This window comes from Agromyces sp. CCNWLW213 (genome assembly GCF_037199545.1).
Lineage (GTDB): Bacteria > Actinomycetota > Actinomycetes > Actinomycetales > Microbacteriaceae > Agromyces.
On sequence record NZ_JBBBDX010000004.1, the window covers coordinates 215,032 to 235,020 of the forward strand.

Here is a 19,989-nt window from a genome sequence, read left to right on the forward strand (position 1 = left end):
ACCGTGGAACGGTGGCAGCCCCCTCACGCGAGTTCACCGCCCCGACGCTCCAGCTCCTCACCCACGAGGGCGAGCTGCGGCCGTCGGCCGAGGCGGAGCCGTACCTCCCCGTCATCGAGGCGCTGCCGGATGCCGCGCTCGAGCAGTTCTACCGCGACATGGCCGTCTCGCGGCGCATCGACGTCATGGGCGCCAACCTGCAGCGGCAGGGACAGCTCGCGCTGTGGGTCCCGAGCCACGGCCAGGAGGCCGCGCAGGTCGGGTCCGCCCGAGCCGCACGCCCGCAGGACCACATCTTCCCGTCGTACCGCGAGCACGTCGTCGGCATGATCCGGGGCCTCGACCCCGTCGACATCGTCAAGCTGCTGCGCGGCGTGACCCTCGGCGGGTGGAACCCCTCCGAGAACGGCAACTTCCACCTCTACACGCTCGTGCTCGCCTCGCAGACCCTCCATGCGACCGGGTACGCCATGGGCCTGCAGTTCGACGGTGCGACCGCGACGGGCGACCCCGAGGCGGATGCCGCCGTGCTCGTGTACTACGGCGACGGCTCCACGTCGCAGGGCGACGCGAGCGAGGCGCTGGTCTTCGCGAGCAGCTACCAGACCCCTCAGGTCTTCTTCGTGCAGAACAACCAGTGGGCGATCTCGGTGCCGGTCTCGCGCCAGTCGCGCAGCCCGCTCTCGCTCCGCGGCGGCGGCTTCGGCATGCCGGGCATCCGCATCGACGGCAACGACGTGCTCGTGAGCTACGCCGTGACGCGGCACGCGCTCGAGGAGGCTCGTGCGGGCGCGGGGCCGAGCCTCATCGAGGCCGTCACCTACCGCATGGGCGCCCACACGACCGCCGACGACCCGACGAAGTACCGCACCGACGACGAGGTCGCGTACTGGACGGCCCGCGATCCCCTCACGCGCTACCGCACGTGGCTCGAGGGTCGCGGTGCGTCGGCCGCGTTCTTCGACGAGGTCGATGCCGAGGCGGGGGATGTCGCCGCCGACCTCCGTCGCCGCGCGCTCGACGCCACCGCTCCCCCGCGGTCGGCGATCTTCGAGCACGTCTACAGCGAGCCCCACCCGGTCGTCGAGGCCCAGGCGGCGTGGCTCGAGGCGTACGAGAACTCGTTCGAGGGAGAAGGCCAGTGAGCGTCGAGACCGTCCCCACGTCGACCGAGGCGACGGCCGGTGCAGCGGATGCCGCGGCGCCGGCGCTGCGCGGCGTGCACACGCTGTCGATGGCGAAGGCCATCACGGCGGGCCTCCGCGAGGCGCTGCGCACCGACCCGAAGGTGCTCCTGATGGGCGAGGACATCGGTCGCCTCGGCGGTGTGTTCCGCGTCACCGAGGGGCTGCTCGACGAGTTCGGCGAGCAGCGAGTGCTCGACACCCCGCTCGCCGAGTCCGGCATCGTCGGCACGGCGATCGGCCTGGCGATGCGCGGCTACCGGCCGGTCGTCGAGATCCAGTTCGACGGCTTCATCTTCCCCGCGTTCGACCAGATCACGACCCAGCTCAGCCGGCTGAACCTGCGCCACGACGGCGGCATGCCGATGCCGGTCGTCATCCGCGTGCCGTACGGCGGGCACATCGGCTCGATCGAGCATCACCAGGAGAGCCCGGAGGCCTACTTCGCCCACACGCCGGGCCTCAGGGTCGTGGCGCCGTCCTCGCCGCACGACGCCTACTGGATGATCCAAGAGGCCATCGCATCGAACGACCCGGTGCTCTTCTTCGAGCCGAAGAGCCGGTACTGGGGCAAGGGCCCCGTCGACCACGACCACTCCGGCCTCCCGCTTCACGCGAGTCGCGTCATCCGCCGCGGCGACGACGTCACCGTCGTCGGCCACGGCGCGATGGTCGCGACCCTGCTGCAGGCCGCCGACATCGCCGCGGGCGAGGGCCGCAGCCTCGAGGTCGTCGACGTCCGCTCCCTCTCCCCCATCGACTACGGCCCCATCCTCGACTCCGTGCAGCGCACCGGTCGCCTCGTGGTGGCGCAGGAGGCCTACGGATTCGTCAGCGTCGGCTCCGAGATCGCCGCGACCGTGGCGGAGCGGGCGTTCTACTCGCTCGAGGCGCCCGTGCTGCGCGTGTCGAGCTTCGACACGCCGTTCCCGCCCGCCGCGCTCGAGACCGAGTACCTGCCGAGCGCCGATCGCGTGCTCGAGGCCGTCGACCGCTCGATGGCGTACTGACCGCACCCGACGCAACCTCCCGAGGAGCACCATGAGTGAGATCCGGTTCCCGCTTCCCGATGTGGGCGAGGGCCTCACCGAGGCCGAGATCGTCCAGTGGCGCGTCGCGCCCGGGGACCGCATCGCACTCGACCAGGTCTTCGTCGAGATCGAGACCGCCAAGTCGCTCGTCGAGCTGCCGAGTGCGTTCGAGGGCGTCGTCGCCGAGCTCCTCGTCGAGGAGGGGCGCACGGTCGACGTCGGCACGCCGATCCTCGTGATCCAGACGGATGCCGCTGACGGCATGTCCGCGGCTCCCCCGGCCTCGTCAGTGCCGGCGACCGGCACCTCCGCGCCCGAGGCGTCGTCGACGCCGCCGGCTGCGCCGGCCGACGAGGCGGGCGGCGCCGTGCTGGTCGGCCACGGCAGCACCGGACCGACGACCAGCCGCCGTCGGCGGCATCCGTCGCCCGGTGGCGCCCACGAGCACCTCGCGCCCCCCGCGCCGGCGACGCCCGCTCCCCTGCCGTCCCGCGCCCCCGCGCCCGCCATCGCGGCGGAGCCGCCCGTCGTGGCCGCCTCGGCCCGACCTGCGGAGCGCTTCGACGCCGGTGTGCCCGTCATCGCCAAGCCCCCGATCCGCAAGCTCGCGAAGGACCTCGGCGTCGACCTGTCCCGCGTCGCGCCCACCGGGCCGATCGGCGACATCACGCGCGACGACGTGATCCGCGACGCCCAGCAGGCGAGCGTCTTCCGCAACATCCAGACGCCCGAGGCCCCCACCGACCGCGAGACGCGCATTCCCGTCAAGGGCGTGCGCAAGGCGATCGCCCAGACGATGGTGCAAAGCGCATACTCCGCGCCGCATGTGTCGGTCTTCGTCGACGTCGATGCGACGCGCACGATGGAGTTCGTCAAGCGACTGAAGGCCTCGCCCGACTTCGCGGGGGTCAGGGTGTCGCCGCTGCTCATCATGGCGAAGGCGATGATCTGGGCGGCACGACGCAACCCGACCGTGAACGCGCAGTGGACCGACGACGAGATCATCGTCAAGCACTACGTCAACCTCGGCGTCGCGGCGGCGACCCCGCGCGGCCTCATCGTGCCGAACGTCAAGGAGGCGCAGGCCATGTCGATGGTCGAGCTCGCCGCGGCGCTCGAGCAGCTGACGCTCACGGCGCGGGAGGGCAGGACGCAGCCGGCCGAGATGCAGGGCGGCACCATCACGATCACGAACATCGGCGTGTTCGGCATGGACACCGGCACTCCGATCCTCAACACGGGCGAGGTCGCGATCGTCGCGCTCGGCACGATCAAGCAGAAGCCATGGGTCGTCGACGGCGAGGTGCGCCCGCGCTACGTCACGACGATCGGCGGGTCGTTCGACCACCGCGTCGTCGACGGCGACGTGGCCAGCCGGTTCCTCGCCGACGTCGCGTCGATCATCGAGGAGCCCGCGCTCCTGCTCGACTGACGCCTAGAGGCGGATCTCGTACACCACCGCGTCGTCGCCTCGTGCGACCTCGCCGAGGCCCGCGTGCTCGAGCACGCGGCGGGCGGGCAGGTTCGCGATCTCGCACTCGGCGCGCGCGACGGCGGCACCGGTCGAGCGGATCAGCGCCAGCGTCTCGGCCACCACGTCGCGCGCGAGTCCCTCGCCGCGCACGGCGGGCACCAGGCCGAAGCCGAACTCGACGGCACCGCGCTCGTCGGGCGGGCCGAAGAGGTTCACGCCCCCGATCGCGGACCCGTCCTGCACTCCCCCGTCGGCGCGCCGGACGAGGTAGGGACCGAACGGCGCGGGGTCGCCGTTGCGACGGACGGCGCTGACGTACTCGGCGAGGAGGTCGGGCTCGTCGGTGAACGAGTAGCCGCCCTCCCAGCCGTCGAGGGGGTCGACGTCGCCGGCGAGCACGCGCTCGGCGTCGGCGACGGTGAACGGGTGCAGGGTGATCCGGGTCGTGGCGATTTCCACGGCTGACACTCTGGCATGGCCCACCGTCCTTCGGGAACGCCGTCCACAACCCGGCGTCATCGGCGGTCGTGTCGGTGGTGGCTACTGGTTGTGACAATCATTATCAATAAGGTACGCTCGTGGCATGCCCGCCGCACCGAATCGTCGCCTCCGCCTGCTCGCGCCCGCCCTCGCCGCGGCATCCGCCACCGTGCTCGCGGGCTGCGCCACGACCGGCGGCGACACGGCCGACGGCACGCCGACCGTCGTCGCGACCACGACGCAGGTGGCCGACTTCGCGCGCGAGGTCGGGGGAGACGCGGTCGAGGTCACGCCGCTGCTCGCGGCCGGGCAGAGCGCTCACTCGTTCGACCCGTCGGCGGCGCAGCTGCTCGCCCTCGGCGAGGCCGACGCGCTCGTGGTCAACGGTGCCGGGCTCGAGAGCTGGCTCGACGACGCCATCGCGGCGTCGGGCTTCGAGGGTTCGCTGATCGACGCGAGCACGGGCATCGAGCTGGCCGCCACGGACGGCGAGCACGTCGACGGCGAGCACGCCGAGGACGAGCATGCCGACGAGTCCGCCGAGGAGCACGCGGACGAAGCACATGCCGAGGACGAGCACGCCCACGGCGAGGGCAACCCGCACATCTGGACGGACCCCGGACTCGCCTCGCGCATGGTCGAGAACATCGCCGACGGCCTGGCCGAGCTCGACGGCGTCGACGCCGAGGCGGTGCGCGCGGGGGAGGCGGAGTACCTGGCCCGCGTCGAGGCGCTCGACGCCTGGATCGAGGAGAACGTCGCGCAGGTGCCCGTCGAGGATCGCCTGCTCGTGACCAACCACGACGCGTTCACCTACTTCCTCGACGCCTACGACGTCACGTTCGTCGGGAGCGTCATCCCGAGCTTCGACGACAACGCCGAGCCCAGCGCGTCCGAGATCGACGCCCTCGTCGAGCGCATCCGCGAGACGGGCGTGCAGGCGGTGTTCTCCGAGGCGTCCATCTCGGCGAAGGCCGCCGAGACCATCGCGGACGAAGCCGGCGTCGCCGTGTACTCGGGCGGGGACGCGCTCTACGGCGACTCGCTGGGGGAGCCCGGCAGCGAAGGCGGGACCTACCTCGGCAGCCAGGTCCACAACGCCCGCCTGATCCTCGAGTCGTGGGGCGTCGAGCCTTCCGCGCTGCCCGACGTGCTGGGAGGATGACCGCATGACCGACGCCGGCGCCGAACCCGTGCTCGCCCTGCGAGGCGCCGCCTTCCGGTACCCGGGCGGAGCGGGGGTCTCCGGCCTGCGCTTCCGGGTGCGGGCGGGCGAGGCCGTGGCCGTGATCGGGCCGAACGGCGCCGGCAAGTCGACCCTGCTGCGCGGCATCCTGGGCCTCGTGCCGCTCGTCGAGGGCGAGCTCCGGTTCGGCGGCCGAACGGATGCCGCTGACGGCATGATCGGGTTCCTGCCCCAGTCCGCCGAGGTCGACCCAGATTTCCCGATCAGCCTCGCGCAGGTCGTGATGCAGGGGCGCTACCGCCGCCTCGGGCTGTTCCGCTGGCCGGGACGGCACGATCGCGAGGTCGTCCGTCGGGCGCTCGAGACCGTCGGACTCGCCGACCTCGCTGAGCGCCGGTTCGGCGAGCTGTCCGGCGGGCAGCGGCAGCGCGGGCTGCTCGCGCGCGCGCTCGCGTCCGAGCCGCGCCTGCTGCTGCTCGACGAGCCGTTCAACGGGCTCGACCAGCCGAATCGCGACGCGCTCATCGAGACCCTGCACACGCTCAAGTCCCGCGGCGTGGCCGTCGTCGTCTCGACGCACGACCTCGAGCTCGCGCGCACCGTGTGCGACACGGCCCTCCTCGTCAACCGCGAGCAGGTCGGCTGCGGTCGCGTCGACGAGGTCCTCACGCTCGAGAACGTGCAGCAGTGCTTCGAGGGCGTCGAGGTCGAGATCGACGAGCACACCCTCGTCGTGCCGGGCCACGAGGGGCATTGATGCCGCTTCGGGAATGCGCGCGGGGGAGCGGTCCGCGGTGAGTGCCGGCGACGCGCTCGTCGGCGCCTACGCCCTGCCCTTCATGGGTCGGGCGCTGCTCGTGCTGCTCGTGCTCGCGGTCGTCGCCGGCATCGTCGGCGTGCTCGTCAACCTCCGAGGCCTCGAGTTCGTGAGCGACGGACTCACGCACGCGGTCTTCCCCGGCCTCGCGATCGGCCTGGCCGTCGGCGGCACCGCCGGCCTCGTCCCGGGCGCCGCGATCGCCGCCCTCGCCGGCGCGGTCGCCCTCACGCTGCTCATGCGCGCCGGCATCGCCTCGGACGCCGCGGTCGCCGTGGTGCTCACCGCCACGTTCAGCGTCGGCGTCCTCGTGGTGTCGCGCGGGACCGACTACGCCTCGGCGCTCGAGGAGCTGCTGTTCGGGAGGGTCCTCACCATCGCGCCGGCCGACGTGCTGCCGCTCCTCGTGGTGTCGCTCGTGGCCGCCGCGCTCGTCGCCGCCACGGTGAAGCAGCAGATCTTCCGGGCGTTCGACGCGGCCGCCAGCCGCGCGTCCGGCGACCGCGCGCTCGCGCTCGACCTCGTCCTCAATTCGGCGATCGCGCTCGTCGTGGTCGCGGGCGCGAGCACCGTCGGCGCCCTCCTCGTGCTCGCGCTGCTCATCGTGCCGGGCGCCGCGGCGCGCCTGGTCACGCGCCGGCTGTGGTGGCTGTTCCCCGCGGCGGCGGCGGTGGCCGCGGTGAGCGCCTGGCTCGGCCTCTCCGCGGGCTTCGCCATCTCGGTCGGGGCGGGCGTCGACCTGCCGGCGGGCAGCACCGTCGTCGCCGTGTTCGTCGCGGTGTACGCCCTCGTGCTCGCGGTGCGGCTCGTCGTCGACCGCGCGGCGGCGCCGAGGCGGGTCGCCGGCACGGTCGGCGATCCGGCGATCGCGGGGGAGGGGTGATGGGCTACTTCGAGCGGGCGATGCTCGCCGCCGTCGTGATCGGCGCCGGCGCGGGCTTCGTCGGTGCCCTCGTCGTGCTCCGCCGCCGCACGTTCTTCGCGCAGGCGCTCACGCACGCGACCTACCCCGGCGCCGTCCTCGCCGCGGCGCTCGGGGTGAGCGTGCCGCTCGGGGCGGCCGTGGCATCCGTCGCCATCGTCGGCGTCATGACCGCGATCGCGCGGGTGCGGCACCAGGGCGCACAGGTCGCCGCCGGCATCGTGCTCACGGGCGGCTTCGCGCTCGGCGCGCTGCTGCAGGCCGTCATCCCCGGGCTGCCGGTGCAGCCCGAGTCGCTGCTCGTCGGGTCGATCCTGACCGTGAGCGACGGCGACATCGCGCTCGCGACCGTCGTGCTGGTGGCGTCCGTCGTCATCGTGGCCGTGTTCGGCACGCGCATCGTGTTCTCGACGTTCGACCCCGCGGGATACCGCGCCGCGGGCTTCCGCGAGTGGCCGGTCGAGCTGCTCGTCCTCGGGCTGACCGCGGCATCCGTCGTGAGCTCGCTGCCCGCCGTCGGTGCGATCCTCGCGATCGCCCTGCTCGCGGCGCCCGCCGCCGCCGCGCGCGTCGTCATGCCCACGTTCCGGGGCGTGCTCGTCGCGGCGCCCGTCATCGGGGCCGCGTCGGGGGTCGTCGGGGTGCTCGTGTCGCGGTTCGCGGGCGTCGCGGCGGGGCCCTCGATCGTGCTCGCGGCGACCGCGTTCCTGCTCATCGCGCTGGGTGGCTCCAAGCTTCGGCGACTACCCTCGAGACGGACTCCCATCCCCGTGGAGACCGCGGAGGACGCACGGATCGCATGAAACGCAACACCTGGCAGCGCGAAGCGGTGCGCGAGGCACTCGACGCCACCGACGGGTTCATCAGCGCGCAGGCGCTGCACTCGGCCCTGCACGCCAGCGGCTCGCCGATCGGGCTCGCGACGGTCTACCGTGCGCTCGGCGACCTGACCGCGAGCGGCGACGCCGACAGCCTGCAGTCGCCCGAGGGCGAGGCGATCTACCGGGCGTGCAGCACGACCGGCCATCACCACCACCTGATCTGCCGCAACTGCGGGCTCACGGTCGAGATCGCGGCCGACGAGGTCGAGGCGTGGGCCAAGCGCGTGGCGGGCGAGCACGGCTTCACGCGAGCCGCTCACGTGGTCGACGTGTTCGGGCTGTGCGCGGAGTGCTCGCGACTGCAGGACGAGGAGGCCGGGCGCGCCTGACGGCCTCCCCCCTCTTCCGCGCGCGGCGACTCCGGGCGTAGTGTCGGCGGCAAGCAGGTGGATCCGGTCCGGGGGGCCCGGCGCCTCCATGGCCACGCGCCCCATCGGGTACGCGCGCCCGTCGTGAGCGGGTCGCCGACCGATCGGAAGGACCGCGGCATGGAACACGATCCCAGCGTGCTCGCTCCCACCTACACGAGGTCGGCGGTTCGATCCGCCGCACCCCGGTCCACGATCCCCGACGTCGAGATGGATCCCGGTTCGGCGTACCAGATCGTGCACGACGAGACGATGCTCGACGGCAATGCGCGCCTGAACCTCGCGACCTTCGTCGCGACGTGGATGGGCGACGAGGCCGACCGGCTCTACGCCGAGTCGTACGACAAGAACATGATCGACAAGGACGAGTACCCCCGCACGGCGGCGATCGAGGAGAACTGCTGGCGGATCCATGCCTCCCTCTGGAACGTGCCGGACGTGAAGGACTCGATCGGCACGTCGACGATCGGTTCGTCCGAGGCGTGCATGCTCGGCGGCCTCGCGTTCAAGCGGCGATGGCAGATCGCCCGTCGTGCCGCCGGGAAGTCGACCGAGCGGCCGAACCTCATCATGAGCTCCGCGGTGCAGGTGTGCTGGGAGAAGTTCTGCAACTACTTCGAGGTCGAGCCGCGGTACGTGCCGGTGACCGACGAGCACCCGATGCTCGACGGCAGCCAGCTCGAGCAGTACGTCGACGAGAACACGATCGGCGTCGTCGCCATCATGGGCGTGACCTACACGGGCCTGTACGAGCCGGTGAAGGAGATCGCCGCGGCGCTCGACGCGCTGCAGGAGAAGACCGGGCTCGACGTGCCGATCCACGTCGACGGGGCGTCCGGCGGCATGATCGCACCGTTCCTGCAGCCGGAGATCGAGTGGGACTTCCGCCTTCCGCGGGTCCACTCGATCAGCACCTCCGGCCACAAGTACGGCCTCGTCTACCCCGGTGTCGGGTGGATCGTGTGGCGCACGCTCGACGCGTTGCCCGACGAGCTGATCTTCCGCGTGAGCTACCTCGGCGGCGACATGCCGACCCTCGCGCTGAACTTCTCGCGGCCGGGCGCGCAGGTGCTGCTGCAGTACTACCAGGTCCTCCGCCTGGGTCGTGAGGGCTACACCGCCATCCAGCAGGAGTGCCAGGACGTCGCGAAGTACCTCTCGACGGGCATCGCCGAGATCGGCGCGTTCGACCTCTGGAGCGACGGATCCGACATCCCCGTGTTCGCCTGGCGGCTGAAGCCGGGCTACACCGACAAGTGGAACCTCTACCACCTCTCGGATCGCCTGCGCATGAAGGGGTGGCTCGTTCCCGCCTACCCGATGCCGGATGACATGAGCGACCTCACCGTGCAGCGCATCGTGGTGCGCAACGGCCTCAGCCGCGACCTCGCCGACGAGCTCCTCGAGGACATCCGGATCGAGACGGCCTGGCTCGACGGGCTCTCGTCGCCCATGCCCACCGAGGGCCAGAAGGCCGGGTTCCACCACTGAGCCGGCCGGCGGGGCGAGCGGATGCCGCGGGCATGAGCGCAATCGACGGACGCACCGGTCGGCGACGGCGGCTGCGCCGCGAGGCCTGGGGCTTCGCGGTCGGGTCCGTCTGCTTCGCCGTCGGCGCGATCCCGTCGTACCAGGGATGGGCGGGGGCGGTCGCGCTCGGCGTCACCTTCTTCGCCGGATCGATCTTCTTCACGCTGGCGGCGTTCATCCAGCTGAGCCTCAGCGGCCGGCGGCCGCCCCGCGCCGGCACGAACGGCGCCGACCGCGCGGACTGGTGGGCCGCGGCGATCCAGTTCGCCGGCACCCTGTGCTTCAACGTGAGCACGTTCGTCGCGCTCCTCGCGGCCATCGCCGACCCGACGCGGCTCGGGGCGGGCTGGCGACCGGACGCGTGGGGCTCGATCGCCTTCCTCGTCTCGAGCGTGCTCGCCGTGGTCGCGACGAAGGACCGGGGCGAGCTCTGGGACGCCGACTCGCGCACCTGGCACGGCACGTGGCTCAACCTGCTCGGCTCGATCGCGTTCGCCGTCTCGGCCGTCGGCGCCTACGTCGACCCGGACACGGAGAGCCTCGTCAGCACCTTCTGGGCGAACCTCGGCACCCTGGTCGGCGCGCTGTGCTTCCTCGCCGCCGCGCTGCTGTCGCGCCGCACGATCGACGCCGAGGCGGATGGCGCGGGCGGACCGATCGGGGCGGATGCCGCGGACCGGTGACCCGCGCGACGCACTCGTTTCGGCCGACCGGGGCGGTTCTGGTAGGATCGTCGTTTGGCTGGGCGCTTCCACCGTCCAGACCGTGGATGGATCCCCCTGTATCTACCGCGCAAGCGGAGGGGCTCGTCTGCAGACAAGTGACCTTGGGAGGGGCCGTCCGGCCCCTCGGTATTGGAGGAAAGACCAATGGCAGCAGTGTGCCAGGTGACCGGAGCCGTCCCCGGCTTCGGACACAACATCTCGCACTCGCACCGCCGGACGAAGCGCCGCTTCGACCCGAACGTGCAGAAGAAGACGTACTACGTGCCCTCGCTTCGTCGCAACGTCACCCTGAACGTGTCCGCCAAGGGCATCAAGGTGATCGACGCCCGCGGCATCGAGGCGGTCGTCCGTGACATCCAGGCTCGTGGGGTGAAGCTCTGATGGCGAAGCAGCAGGACATCCGCCCGATCATCAAGCTCCGTTCGACGGCCGGCACCGGGTACACGTACGTGACCCGCAAGAACCGCCGCAACAACCCCGACCGCCTCGTGCTCAAGAAGTACGACCCCGTGGTGCGCAAGCACGTCGACTTCCGAGAGGAGCGCTAAGACATGGCGAAGAAGAGCAAGATCGCGCGCAACGAGCAGCGCAAGGTGGTCGTCGACCGCTATGCCGCCAAGCGCGCCGAGCTGAAGAAGACGCTCGTCGACCCGAACGCCACCGAGGAGGCCCGCGAGGCCGCCCGCGTCGGCCTGCAGAAGCTGCCCCGCAACGCCTCGCCGGTGCGCGTGCGCTCGCGCGACGCCATCGACGGTCGGCCCCGCGGCAACCTCTCGAAGTTCGGCATCTCGCGCGTTCGCTTCCGCGACATGGCGCACCGTGGCGAGCTGCCCGGCATCACGAAGTCGAGCTGGTAGGCACGCACCCGCTTCCCGAGAGGGGCGTCCCGGATCATCCGGGGCGCCCCTCTCGTCGTCCGTTCCCCCTCGTCGTTCCCGGGGATCGCTTCGCGACATCCGTCAACCCCCACCCGAACCGCCGCCGATACCCCGGAAATCCGCGTGTTTCCGCGGGACTCTGCTACATTCGAGGCGGCCTGAACGGCCACGGGGGCGATCGACAGGTCGACTCCGCGTAACCATACGAAGCTGTAGACACACAGCGGAAGGTCCGAGGAGGACATTCAATGGCTGACAAGTCGCTCAACAAGTCCGAGCTCGTTGCCAAGATCGCTGCGGCGACGAACCAGAGCCAGAGCACCGTCGACTCCGTGCTGAACGGGTTCTTCGACACGCTGGCCGACTCGGTCGGCTCGGGCACCAAGGTCTCCATCCCGGGCTGGCTCGCCGTCGAGCGCACCCACCGCGCCGCCCGCACGGGCCGCAACCCGCAGACGGGCGAGACCATCCAGATCGCGGCCGGCAACTCGGTCAAGGTCACCGCGGGCTCGAAGCTCAAGGCTGCCGCGAAGTAACTCGCCCGCGTCGCACGACGCATCCGAGACTCCTGAAGGGGCGCCCGGTTCCATCCGGTGCGCCCCTTCGGCGTGCCCGGGCCCGAGCGGCCGGGCCGAGCGGATGCCGCGGCGGGGGAGTGCAGGGCGGCCCGCGAGCCGCTTCCCAGCCCGCGAGTCGTAGGCTCGTACGGTGACCCGTTCCGTCCGCGTGCTCGGCCCCGCCGCCCTCGTCGCCGTCGCGCTCGTCGCGATGATCGCGGCGCTGGCGTTCGGCGGGGGAGCGGAGCCGTACCCCATCCAGGACCCGGGTCCGGTCGCGCGCTGGGGCGTCCCCGTCGCGAAGCTGTTCGTGAACCTCGGTGCAGCCGGGATGATCGGCGCGCTCATGCTCGCGATCTGGGCGCTGAGCCCCAAGCAGCGCGAGTTCGACCTCGCGCTCGACGTGGCCGCGGCATCCGCTGCCGTGCTCACCGTGGCGAGCGCCGCCACCGGCGTGCTCACCTTCGTGCTCGTCACCGGCGCGCCCTTCGAGTTCAGCGACCGGTTCGGCGCGCAGCTCGGCCAGTTCGCCACGACGATCGAACTGGGCCGCGCCTGGCTGACGACCACGCTCGTCGCCGCGGCCGTCACGGTGCTGTGCTTCGCGGTGCGCAACCACACGGCGCTCGTGTTCGTCGGCGCGCTCGCGGTGGTCGCGCTCGTGCCGATGGCGCAGCAGGGCCACGCGGCCGGAGCCGCCGGCCACTCCGAGGCGATCACCGCGCTCGGCCTGCACCTCGTGTTCGTGGCGGCGTGGCTGGGCGGGCTCCTCACCCTGGTACTGCTCGAACCGCGGCTCGCCGGCGACCGCCTGCCGGTCGTCCTGGCCCGGTACTCGACGGTCGCGCTCGTGTGCTTCATCGTGGTCGCGATCTCCGGCTACGCGAGCGCGGCGCTGCGCATCGGCACGTGGGAGCAGCTGACGGGCCAGTACGGCCTCCTCGTGATGGCGAAGGTCGGTGCGCTCGTCGTGCTCGGCCTGTTCGGCGCCGCCCAGCGCCGCGTGATGATCGGCCGGATCGGCCGGACGCTGCGCCCGGGCTCGGCGCAGGAGGCCCGGCCCGGGGCATCCGCCGGCCGGACGTTCTGGCTGCTCGTCGTCGTGGAGCTGGCGTTCATGGGCATCGCGTCGGGCGTCGCCGCGGCGCTCGCGCGCACCGCCACGCCGGTCGCCGAGGAGACCTCGGGCGGCCTCGCCCGGACGCCCGCCGAGCTCCTGACGGGCGAGCCGCTCCCGCCGCCGCCGGACGCCGTGCGATACCTCACCGAGTGGAGCCCCGACCTGCTGTGGCTGCTCGCCTGCGGGTTCGGCATCTTCTTCTACGTCGCCGGCGTGCTCCGGCTGCGGCGCCGCGGCGACGCATGGCCCGTCTACCGCACGGTGCTGTGGGTCGCGGGCATGCTGCTGCTCGCGTGGGTCACGAACGGCGGCGTGAGCGCCTACGAGGAGTACCTCTTCTCGGCGCACATGCTCGCGCACATGATCCTCACGATGGGGGTGCCCGTGCTGCTCGTGCCCGGTGCGCCCGTGACGCTCGCCGCGCGCGCCATCCGGCCCCGCAAGGACGGCAGCCGGGGCGGCCGCGAGTGGATCCTCCTCGCGGTCCACTCCAGGTTCGCGGGCATCATCGCGAACCCGATCGTCGCGGCCGTGCTCTTCGCCGGATCGCTCTGGGTGTTCTACTACTCGCCGCTGTTCCGGTGGACCATGGAGGACCACATCGGCCACACCTGGATGGTCGCGCACTTCCTCATCACCGGGTACCTCTTCGTGCAGTCGCTCATCGGCATCGACCCGGTGCCGTACCGGCTGCCCTACCCGTTCCGCCTGGTGCTGCTGCTCGGCACGATGGCGTTCCACGCGTTCTTCGGCCTGTCGATCATGATGAGCTCGGGCCTGCTGCTCGCCGACTGGTACGGCGCGATGGGTTGGGGGGCCGACGCGCTCGCCGACCAGCAGCTCGGCGGCGGCATCGCGTGGTCGATCGGCGAGATCCCCACGGTGGCGCTCGCGATCACGGTCGCCATCCAGTGGGCCCGCAGCGACGCCAAGGAGACCCGGCGCCGCGACCGGCACGCCGACCGCACGGGCGAGGCCGAACTCGAGTCGTACAACGCCCAGCTCGCCGCGCTCGCCGCGCGCGACGGCAGGGGCGAGTGACGGATGCCGCGGACTGAGCATCCGACGCACGGCGGTACGCGCCGCATCGTGGTGATGGGCGTCGCGGGGTCCGGCAAGACGAGCGTGGGCGTCGCGCTCGCCGACCGGCTCGGCCTCGACTTCGTCGACGCCGACGACCTGCATCCTCCGGCGAACGTCGCGAAGATGCGCGCCGGGCGGGCGCTCGCGGACGCCGACCGCATGCCCTGGCTCGACGTCGTGGGCGCGGCGCTCGCCGGGGCCGCCCCTCCCGGGATCGTGGTGGCGTGCTCGTCGCTGCGACGCGCCTACCGCGACCGGCTGCGGGCGGCCGCCCCGGATGCGGTCTTCGTCGCGCTCGAAGGCGACGAGGCGCTGCTCGCCGAGCGCATCGGCGGCCGGGTCGGCCACTTCATGCCGGCGTCGCTGCTCGCGTCGCAGCTCGCCGCGTACGAGGCCCCCGATGCCGACGAGCGCGCGGTGCGGGTCGACGTGACCGACGGGGTCGACGAGATCGCGGCGGTCGCGGCATCCGCCCTCGACCGGCTGGACGAGCCGACGCCTACTTGAGCTGGATCGCGATCGAACCGTCGGGCCGGACGCGCGCGTCGAGGGCGAGCATGAAGCCCTCGTCCTGCTCGAACGTGTAGAGGCTCCCGTCGAACAGCGACTGCGCCTCGAACGTGACCCGGGCGACGCCGGGGGTCGGCGGCATCTCGAACGCCGTCTCGCCCGGCACGAGCGTCACGGCGGGCGACTCGACGATGGTCCAGACCGGCTCGCTCACGACGCGGTCGTCGACGTCGACGCCGAACGGGCAGCCCGCCGGCTTCAGGACGGGCTGCGTGGCGCACTGGTCGTTGAGGTACTCGTCGACCTTGGCCTGCACGCGCTCGACGAACTCCTCGGTCGGCAGGGCCTCGACCGTGGCCTCCGCGGGAGCGCCGGGCGTCGTGACGAGCGTGGTCGGCACGGCCTCGAGCAGGGTGGACTCGTAGCCGACCTCGTAGACCCCGGGCGCGATCGCGAGGTAGGGGGCCTGATGGGTGAAGGCGAGCAGTTCGTCGCCGGTCGTGTTCGCGCGCGTGTCGAGCGTCAGCGAGCCGACCGTGAACAGCGGGTTGTGCGCGGCGGTCACCTGCACCACGGCGAGCGGGCTCGAGGCGAACTCCCACCGGTTGAGGACCCCGTAGAGCGGTTCGATCGGCTCCACCTCGAACGTGGTCTCGACGATCGACGACTCGAGCCGGTAGCTCACCGTCACGGAGTGCGCGCCCCGGTCGCCCGTCGGCCGGTCGTCGAGGACCCGCACGTCCTCCGGTCCGGACCGGAGCACGCCCGATCGGAGCATGGCGGTCGAGGTGTCCTCGGGGAGCCCGGCGCCGGCGAGGTCGGCGGGGTCCAGGCGCACGCCCGGGGTGGCGAGGGCGCTCAGGATGTCGTCGCGTGCGATCGCGTCGAGGTACCGCTCGACGAATGCGGCGGGACCGTAGAGGCTCTGGTTGAGGCCGCCCAGGGCGGCGAGCATGGCGCCGCCGAGCAGCATCGCGAGCGCCGTCCACCCGGCGATCGCCGCGGCGGACAGGCGCCTGCCGACTCCGCTCGCGCTCCCCACGCCGCAAGTCTATGCAGCGAGCCCGCGCGGTCCGCGTCGTCCACAGCGCGACGGGCGGGCGAACGGATGCCGCTCCGGCGGGCGCCGGCCGCGATGCGCCGGTCTACAGTGAAGACGCCGACGCGCCGCGGGGCGCCCGCGACGCGGCATCCGATCACCCACCCGCACTGAAGGACGACCGTTGCAGCCCGTGACCCTGACCGCCGAGCAGCAGGCGGTGTTCCGGGCGATCGAGCACACGCGCGAGCACGTGTTCGTGACGGGTCGCGCGGGCACGGGCAAGTCGACGCTGCTCCACCACCTCAACTGGAACACCTCGAAGCAGATCGTGATCTGCGCGCCGACCGGCGTCGCGGCGCTGAACGTCGGCGGGCAGACCATCCATTCGCTGTTCCGCCTGCCGATCGGCGTGGTCGCCGACGCCGGGATCGACCAGAACGACGCGGTCCGAAAGATCCTCAACGCGATGGACACGCTCGTCGTCGACGAGGTGTCGATGGTGAACGCCGACCTCATGGACGCGATGGACCGATCGCTGCGGCAGGCGCGGCAGCGACCGCACGAGCCGTTCGGCGGGGTGCAGGTCGTGCTGTTCGGCGATCCCTACCAGCTCGCGCCCGTGCCGGGTTCGGGCGACGAGCGCCGCTACTTCGCCGACACCTACCGGTCGATGTGGTTCTTCGACGCGAAGGTCTGGAACGAGGCCGACCTGTGCATCTACGAGCTCGGCGAGATCCACCGGCAGCACGACGACGCGTTCAAGCACATGCTGAACGCGGTGCGGCACGGCCAGGTGACCGCCGAGATCGCGGGCGTGCTGAACGACACGGGCGCGCGGCGTCCGCTGCCCGAGCAGGGCGCGATCACCCTCGCGACGACGAACGAGACCGTGAACCGCATCAACCGCACCGCCCTGCACCGCCTCCCCGGGCACTCGCTCGCGAACGAGGCCGACGTGAACGGCGAGTTCGGCGGGCGCGGCTATCCCGCCGACGAGAGGCTCGAGCTCAAGGTGGGCGCGCAGGTGATGTTCCTCCGCAACGACACCGGGGGCTGGGGCGAGGCGCCGCGGTGGGTCAACGGCACGATCGGCACGGTCACGTCGCTCGACCGCGAGGTGCGCGTCGAGGTCGACGGCGAGGAGCACGAGGTCGAACCCGCCACGTGGGAGAAGTACCGCTATACGTGGGACCCGGTGGCGAAGAAGCTCGAGCGCGAGATCGTGGCCGAGTTCACGCAGTTCCCGCTGCGGCTGGCGTGGGCCGTCACCATCCACAAGTCGCAGGGCGCGAGCTACGACGCCGCGATCGTCGACCTCGGCTCGCGCGTGTTCAGTCCGGGGCAGACCTACGTCGCCCTGTCGCGGCTGACGTCGCTCGAGGGGCTCTACCTGGCACGACCGCTCGTGCCGCGCGACATCATCGTCGACCGCGACGTCGAGCGGTTCATGTCGGGCGCGGCGCGCGACCTCGGCACGGCCGACGAGCTGCCCGGCTGACACGGCCCCCGGCCCGTCACCGCGGGCGGAGCGGGGGAAGCGGCCGGGGGCGTCATCGCCACGCGCCCCCGGCCGCGGTCGAGGCGGGTCAGTGCGCGTGACCCGGGTCGTGGGCGCCGTGCTCGCCGTGCGGCACGGCGAGCTTCCCGGCGTCGGTCGCCGCGAGCGCCGGGGTGGCGATCGCCGAGACGAGTGCGGCGCCGAGGGCGAGCCCCGCGAGCGCGAGGCGGGGGTGCGTCTCGCCGGCTGCAGGTGCCGCGGGCGCGGCCGCCCGGGCGGCGCGGCGACGGCGGAGGTCGAGCGCGGCCGACGACGCGACCGCGCCGATGAAGACGGATGCCGCGGCGAGGGGGGCGGCCGCGACCCCGGCCATGGCGCCGGCGGCGACCGCGGCGCCGCCGGCGAGCAGCGCCCCGGTTGCGATGCCGAGCACGGTACGCGCTGCCACGGGTCGGCCCGCCCGGAGCGACAGGCCGGCCCAGCCGAGCGCGGCGACGCCGAGCCCGGCCAGGACGACCCGCATCGCACCCCCGGCACCGGCGGCGAGGGCCGCGAGCACGAGCCCGGCGCCCAGCGCGCCGAGCATCGGCCAGCTGCGCGTGATCGCCTCCAGTGCCTTCATGGCGGGCTCCCTAGGCCGTCGCCACGCGTGCGGAGCGCTCGGCTCCGAGGCCGACGCCGAGCAGCACGATCGCGCTGGCGAGGTGGAGGAAGTGGTCGGCGGTGTTGAGCGCCAGGATGTTGGCGGCGGTGCCGGCGATGAAGAAGCCGACGACGCCGAGCAGCAGGTACGCGGCGCCGACGGTGGTGTTGGTCGCCTTCGCGGCCGCGACGTTCGTCAGGCCCGCGATGAGCAGTGCGGCCCCGATCGCGAGGTGCGCGATGTTGTGCAGCGGATTGACCGCGAAGATGCCGAGCAGCAGCCCGCCCTCGGTGGCGATGAAGTCGACCCCGCCGGTGACGGCGAAGCCGAGCAGTCCCACGAGGACGTAGACCGCGCCGAAGACGGTCGCGGCGATGCGATTGGGTGAGTTCTTCATGGCGATGCCTCCTTGTCGTCGCGCGGCGTTCGCCGTGCTGGGAGTGGTTCGGCGCAGCGGGGCGGGCGGATTGGCCCGGGCCCCGCGCGGGACCCGCACGCGCGCGGGCCGTTCGGGGGACAGGCACGGAGCGTGCGCCGCGCGGCGTGGCCGAACCGTGACGTGGCGACGATGGCGGCGCGGGGCCCTCGGGTTACAATCGCTGCGGACACACGGCGGGGGGCACGGTGGCTGCAGGAGCAGGTCGCGTTCGGCGGCGGATGGCCGCGGCGATCGCCTCGGCCTGCGCGGCGCTGCTGCTCGCAGGCTGCACGACCCCGTCGCAGGCCATCACCGGCTACGACCAGGTCGAGGCCGAGTTCGCCCCCGAGGTCGTGGAGCGCCTCGACGCGACGCTGCAGGAGGCCGTCCGCCTCAGCGGCTCGAGCGGCGCCGTGGCGGGAGTGTGGGCGCCGTGGGCGGGCGCGTGGACCGCCGGCACGGGCACGGTCGAGTTCGGCGAGGGCGCTGCCGAGGCGACGGCCGACACCCGGTTCCAGCTCTCGACCGCGACGGGTGCGATCACGTGCGCCCTCATGCTGCGCCTCGTCGACGCCGGCGTCGTCGAACTCGACGACCAGGTGGGCACGATGGTGCGCGGCGTCCCCGGTCTCGGCGGCGTGACGCTCGAGCACCTGTGCCGCAACCAGTCCGGCATCGCCGACTACTACCCGACGCTCAGCCGCTTCTTCGTCGGCAACCCCGAGCGCGTGTGGCCCGCCGCCGAGCTCGTGGCGAGCGGGATGGCGGCGAGCCGCCGGTTCGACGCCGGCGCCGGATGGGCCGAGTCCCGCACGGGCATCATGCTCCTCGCGACCGCGCTCGAGCAGCACACCGGCCGCACGTGGGCCGACCTCGCCGAGCAGTACGTCTTCGAGCCGCTCGACCTCGAGGCCACCGGCATCCCGCCCGCGGAGACCACCGAGCACGAGGGGGCCCTGGGCGGCTACGCCGCGGGCGTGCTGCCCGACGGGAAGATGGACTGCGCCGCCGTCGCGGACGTCTCGGACCGGTCGAGCTCGATCGGCGGCACGGCGGCGGGCGCGTACTCGACCCTCGACGAGGCCAAGCGGTTCAGCGAGGCGTACGCGAACGGCACGCTGTTCAGCGAGAACACCGCCCGGCGCGCCTGGACGACGACGCCGATCGGCGGTGATGCGCCGGCCTGGCATTCGCAGGGGATCGGCGCACAGCAGTACGGGCCGATGCGCGGGGTGGCCGGCGTCACCACGGGCGCGCTCACGGCGGTCTTCACCGAGCCCGAGACCGGCCTCACGGTGGTCGTGGCGCTCAACAACTCGTCGTCCGGCGCCGAACTCGTGCGCGAGGCGGCGTTCGCGCTCGCGTCGATCGCGTCGAAGGCGACGGCCTCGGGCGAGGAGACGCCGCCGCTCATCGAGCTGCCCTGGTCGTACGACCAGGCGGTGGAGCGGATGACGGCGTCCGCCACCTGCCCGCTGCCCGCCGAGGAGGCCTCCGCCGACGAGGCCCCCGCCGAGGAGCCCGCGAGCGACGGCTGACCGGCGGCATCCGCGAGGCGGGGACTTTCGGCCCGGTCGCCGCCGCCCCGAGCCCAGCAGACTGGCGCGCAGCGACGCCGGGCGTGGGCCGCGGCGGAGGGAGG

General features: G+C 72.7%; 22 protein-coding genes. 18 read left to right on the forward strand and 4 right to left on the reverse strand.

The genetic code is table 11. The annotated features are described in order from the left end of the window. Positions 1–11: 11 nt before the first annotated feature. From WBQ80_RS10400 to WBQ80_RS10410, 3 genes are all read left to right on the forward strand, one after another. Positions 12–1,145, forward strand: a complete 1,134-nt coding sequence (locus tag WBQ80_RS10400; protein ID WP_336572556.1) for a thiamine pyrophosphate-dependent dehydrogenase E1 component subunit alpha — start codon at positions 12–14, stop codon at positions 1,143–1,145. Positions 1,146–1,234: 89 nt separating this feature from the next. Continuing rightward, positions 1,235–2,194, forward strand: coding sequence for an alpha-ketoacid dehydrogenase subunit beta (locus tag WBQ80_RS10405; RefSeq protein WP_336572576.1), 960 nt, complete (start codon positions 1,235–1,237; stop codon positions 2,192–2,194). Between the two features lie 31 nt (positions 2,195–2,225). Continuing rightward, positions 2,226–3,647 (forward strand): dihydrolipoamide acetyltransferase family protein, encoded by a 1,422-nt coding sequence (locus WBQ80_RS10410; protein WP_336572557.1) that lies wholly within the window; start codon positions 2,226–2,228, stop codon positions 3,645–3,647. A gap of 3 nt (positions 3,648–3,650) precedes the next feature. Here the strand turns inward: WBQ80_RS10410 and WBQ80_RS10415 are convergent, their stop codons facing one another. After that, positions 3,651–4,148 (reverse strand): GNAT family N-acetyltransferase, encoded by a 498-nt coding sequence (locus WBQ80_RS10415; RefSeq protein ID WP_336572558.1) that lies wholly within the window; start codon positions 4,146–4,148, stop codon positions 3,651–3,653. Between the two features lie 124 nt (positions 4,149–4,272). Here WBQ80_RS10415 and WBQ80_RS10420 point away from each other — a divergent pair, with 124 nt between their 5' ends. The 13 genes from WBQ80_RS10420 to WBQ80_RS10480 all read left to right on the forward strand — a co-directional run bounded on the left by WBQ80_RS10420 (position 4,273) and on the right by WBQ80_RS10480 (position 14,743). Next, positions 4,273–5,334, forward strand: coding sequence for a metal ABC transporter substrate-binding protein (locus tag WBQ80_RS10420; protein ID WP_336572559.1), 1,062 nt, complete (start codon positions 4,273–4,275; stop codon positions 5,332–5,334). Positions 5,335–5,338: 4 nt separating this feature from the next. Then, on the forward strand, positions 5,339–6,112 hold the full coding sequence (locus WBQ80_RS10425) for a metal ABC transporter ATP-binding protein (RefSeq protein ID WP_336572560.1): 774 nt from the start codon (positions 5,339–5,341) through the stop codon (positions 6,110–6,112). Between the two features lie 37 nt (positions 6,113–6,149). Next, on the forward strand, positions 6,150–7,055 hold the full coding sequence (locus WBQ80_RS10430) for a metal ABC transporter permease (RefSeq protein ID WP_336572561.1): 906 nt from the start codon (positions 6,150–6,152) through the stop codon (positions 7,053–7,055). Then, entirely contained in the window at positions 7,055–7,897 is an 843-nt protein-coding gene (locus tag WBQ80_RS10435) for a metal ABC transporter permease (RefSeq protein ID WP_336572562.1), read from the forward strand. Before WBQ80_RS10430 ends, WBQ80_RS10435 begins: the two co-directional genes overlap by 1 nt. After that, complete coding sequence (locus WBQ80_RS10440) at positions 7,894–8,304, forward strand: Fur family transcriptional regulator (protein ID WP_336572563.1); 411 nt, start codon at positions 7,894–7,896, stop codon at positions 8,302–8,304. Before WBQ80_RS10435 ends, WBQ80_RS10440 begins: the two co-directional genes overlap by 4 nt. 159 nt (positions 8,305–8,463) lie before the next feature. Beyond that, on the forward strand, positions 8,464–9,834 hold the full coding sequence (locus WBQ80_RS10445; RefSeq protein WP_336572564.1) for a glutamate decarboxylase: 1,371 nt from the start codon (positions 8,464–8,466) through the stop codon (positions 9,832–9,834). A gap of 32 nt (positions 9,835–9,866) precedes the next feature. Beyond that, a complete protein-coding gene (locus WBQ80_RS10450) occupies positions 9,867–10,556 on the forward strand; it encodes a hypothetical protein (protein ID WP_336572565.1) in 690 nt (229 codons plus the stop codon). A gap of 186 nt (positions 10,557–10,742) precedes the next feature. Continuing rightward, positions 10,743–10,979 (forward strand): 50S ribosomal protein L28, encoded by a 237-nt coding sequence (rpmB, locus tag WBQ80_RS10455; RefSeq protein WP_067945718.1) that lies wholly within the window; start codon positions 10,743–10,745, stop codon positions 10,977–10,979. Continuing rightward, positions 10,979–11,146 carry a 50S ribosomal protein L33 gene (rpmG, locus tag WBQ80_RS10460; RefSeq protein WP_021760158.1) on the forward strand — a complete coding sequence of 56 codons (168 nt, stop codon included), beginning with the start codon at positions 10,979–10,981 and terminating at the stop codon, positions 11,144–11,146. Before rpmB ends, rpmG begins: the two co-directional genes overlap by 1 nt. Before the next feature lie 3 nt (positions 11,147–11,149). Continuing rightward, positions 11,150–11,455 carry a 30S ribosomal protein S14 gene (rpsN, locus tag WBQ80_RS10465; RefSeq protein WP_336572566.1) on the forward strand — a complete coding sequence of 102 codons (306 nt, stop codon included), beginning with the start codon at positions 11,150–11,152 and terminating at the stop codon, positions 11,453–11,455. A gap of 269 nt (positions 11,456–11,724) precedes the next feature. Then, positions 11,725–12,012 carry an HU family DNA-binding protein gene (locus WBQ80_RS10470; protein WP_204391098.1) on the forward strand — a complete coding sequence of 96 codons (288 nt, stop codon included), beginning with the start codon at positions 11,725–11,727 and terminating at the stop codon, positions 12,010–12,012. A gap of 232 nt (positions 12,013–12,244) precedes the next feature. Further along, the gene (locus tag WBQ80_RS10475) at positions 12,245–14,194 is read left to right on the forward strand and encodes a cytochrome c oxidase assembly protein (RefSeq protein WP_442892714.1); all 1,950 of its coding nucleotides are present in this window, start codon (positions 12,245–12,247) and stop codon (positions 14,192–14,194) included. Between the two features lie 3 nt (positions 14,195–14,197). Continuing rightward, positions 14,198–14,743: a gluconokinase gene (locus WBQ80_RS10480; protein ID WP_336572568.1), complete on the forward strand. Its 546-nt coding sequence runs from the start codon at positions 14,198–14,200 to the stop codon at positions 14,741–14,743. On the opposite strand, the gene WBQ80_RS10485 is transcribed toward WBQ80_RS10480, so the two are convergent. Next, the gene (locus tag WBQ80_RS10485) at positions 14,736–15,788 is read right to left on the reverse strand and encodes a hypothetical protein (protein WP_336572569.1); all 1,053 of its coding nucleotides are present in this window, start codon (positions 15,786–15,788) and stop codon (positions 14,736–14,738) included. The two genes, WBQ80_RS10480 and WBQ80_RS10485, sit on opposite strands and share 8 nt — an antisense overlap. A gap of 181 nt (positions 15,789–15,969) precedes the next feature. On the opposite strand from WBQ80_RS10485, the gene WBQ80_RS10490 reads away from it, so the two are divergent. Further along, positions 15,970–17,286: an ATP-dependent DNA helicase gene (locus WBQ80_RS10490; RefSeq protein ID WP_336572570.1), complete on the forward strand. Its 1,317-nt coding sequence runs from the start codon at positions 15,970–15,972 to the stop codon at positions 17,284–17,286. 88 nt (positions 17,287–17,374) lie between these two features. Here the strand turns inward: WBQ80_RS10490 and WBQ80_RS10495 are convergent, their stop codons facing one another. Both WBQ80_RS10495 and WBQ80_RS10500 read right to left on the reverse strand, forming a co-directional pair. Beyond that, positions 17,375–17,908 (reverse strand): hypothetical protein, encoded by a 534-nt coding sequence (locus WBQ80_RS10495; protein ID WP_336572571.1) that lies wholly within the window; start codon positions 17,906–17,908, stop codon positions 17,375–17,377. Between the two features lie 10 nt (positions 17,909–17,918). After that, positions 17,919–18,326, reverse strand: coding sequence for a DUF4383 domain-containing protein (locus WBQ80_RS10500; protein ID WP_336572572.1), 408 nt, complete (start codon positions 18,324–18,326; stop codon positions 17,919–17,921). 260 nt (positions 18,327–18,586) lie between these two features. On the opposite strand from WBQ80_RS10500, the gene WBQ80_RS10505 reads away from it, so the two are divergent. Next, the gene (locus WBQ80_RS10505) at positions 18,587–19,885 is read left to right on the forward strand and encodes a serine hydrolase domain-containing protein (protein ID WP_336572573.1); all 1,299 of its coding nucleotides are present in this window, start codon (positions 18,587–18,589) and stop codon (positions 19,883–19,885) included. Positions 19,886–19,989: the final 104 nt, after the last annotated feature.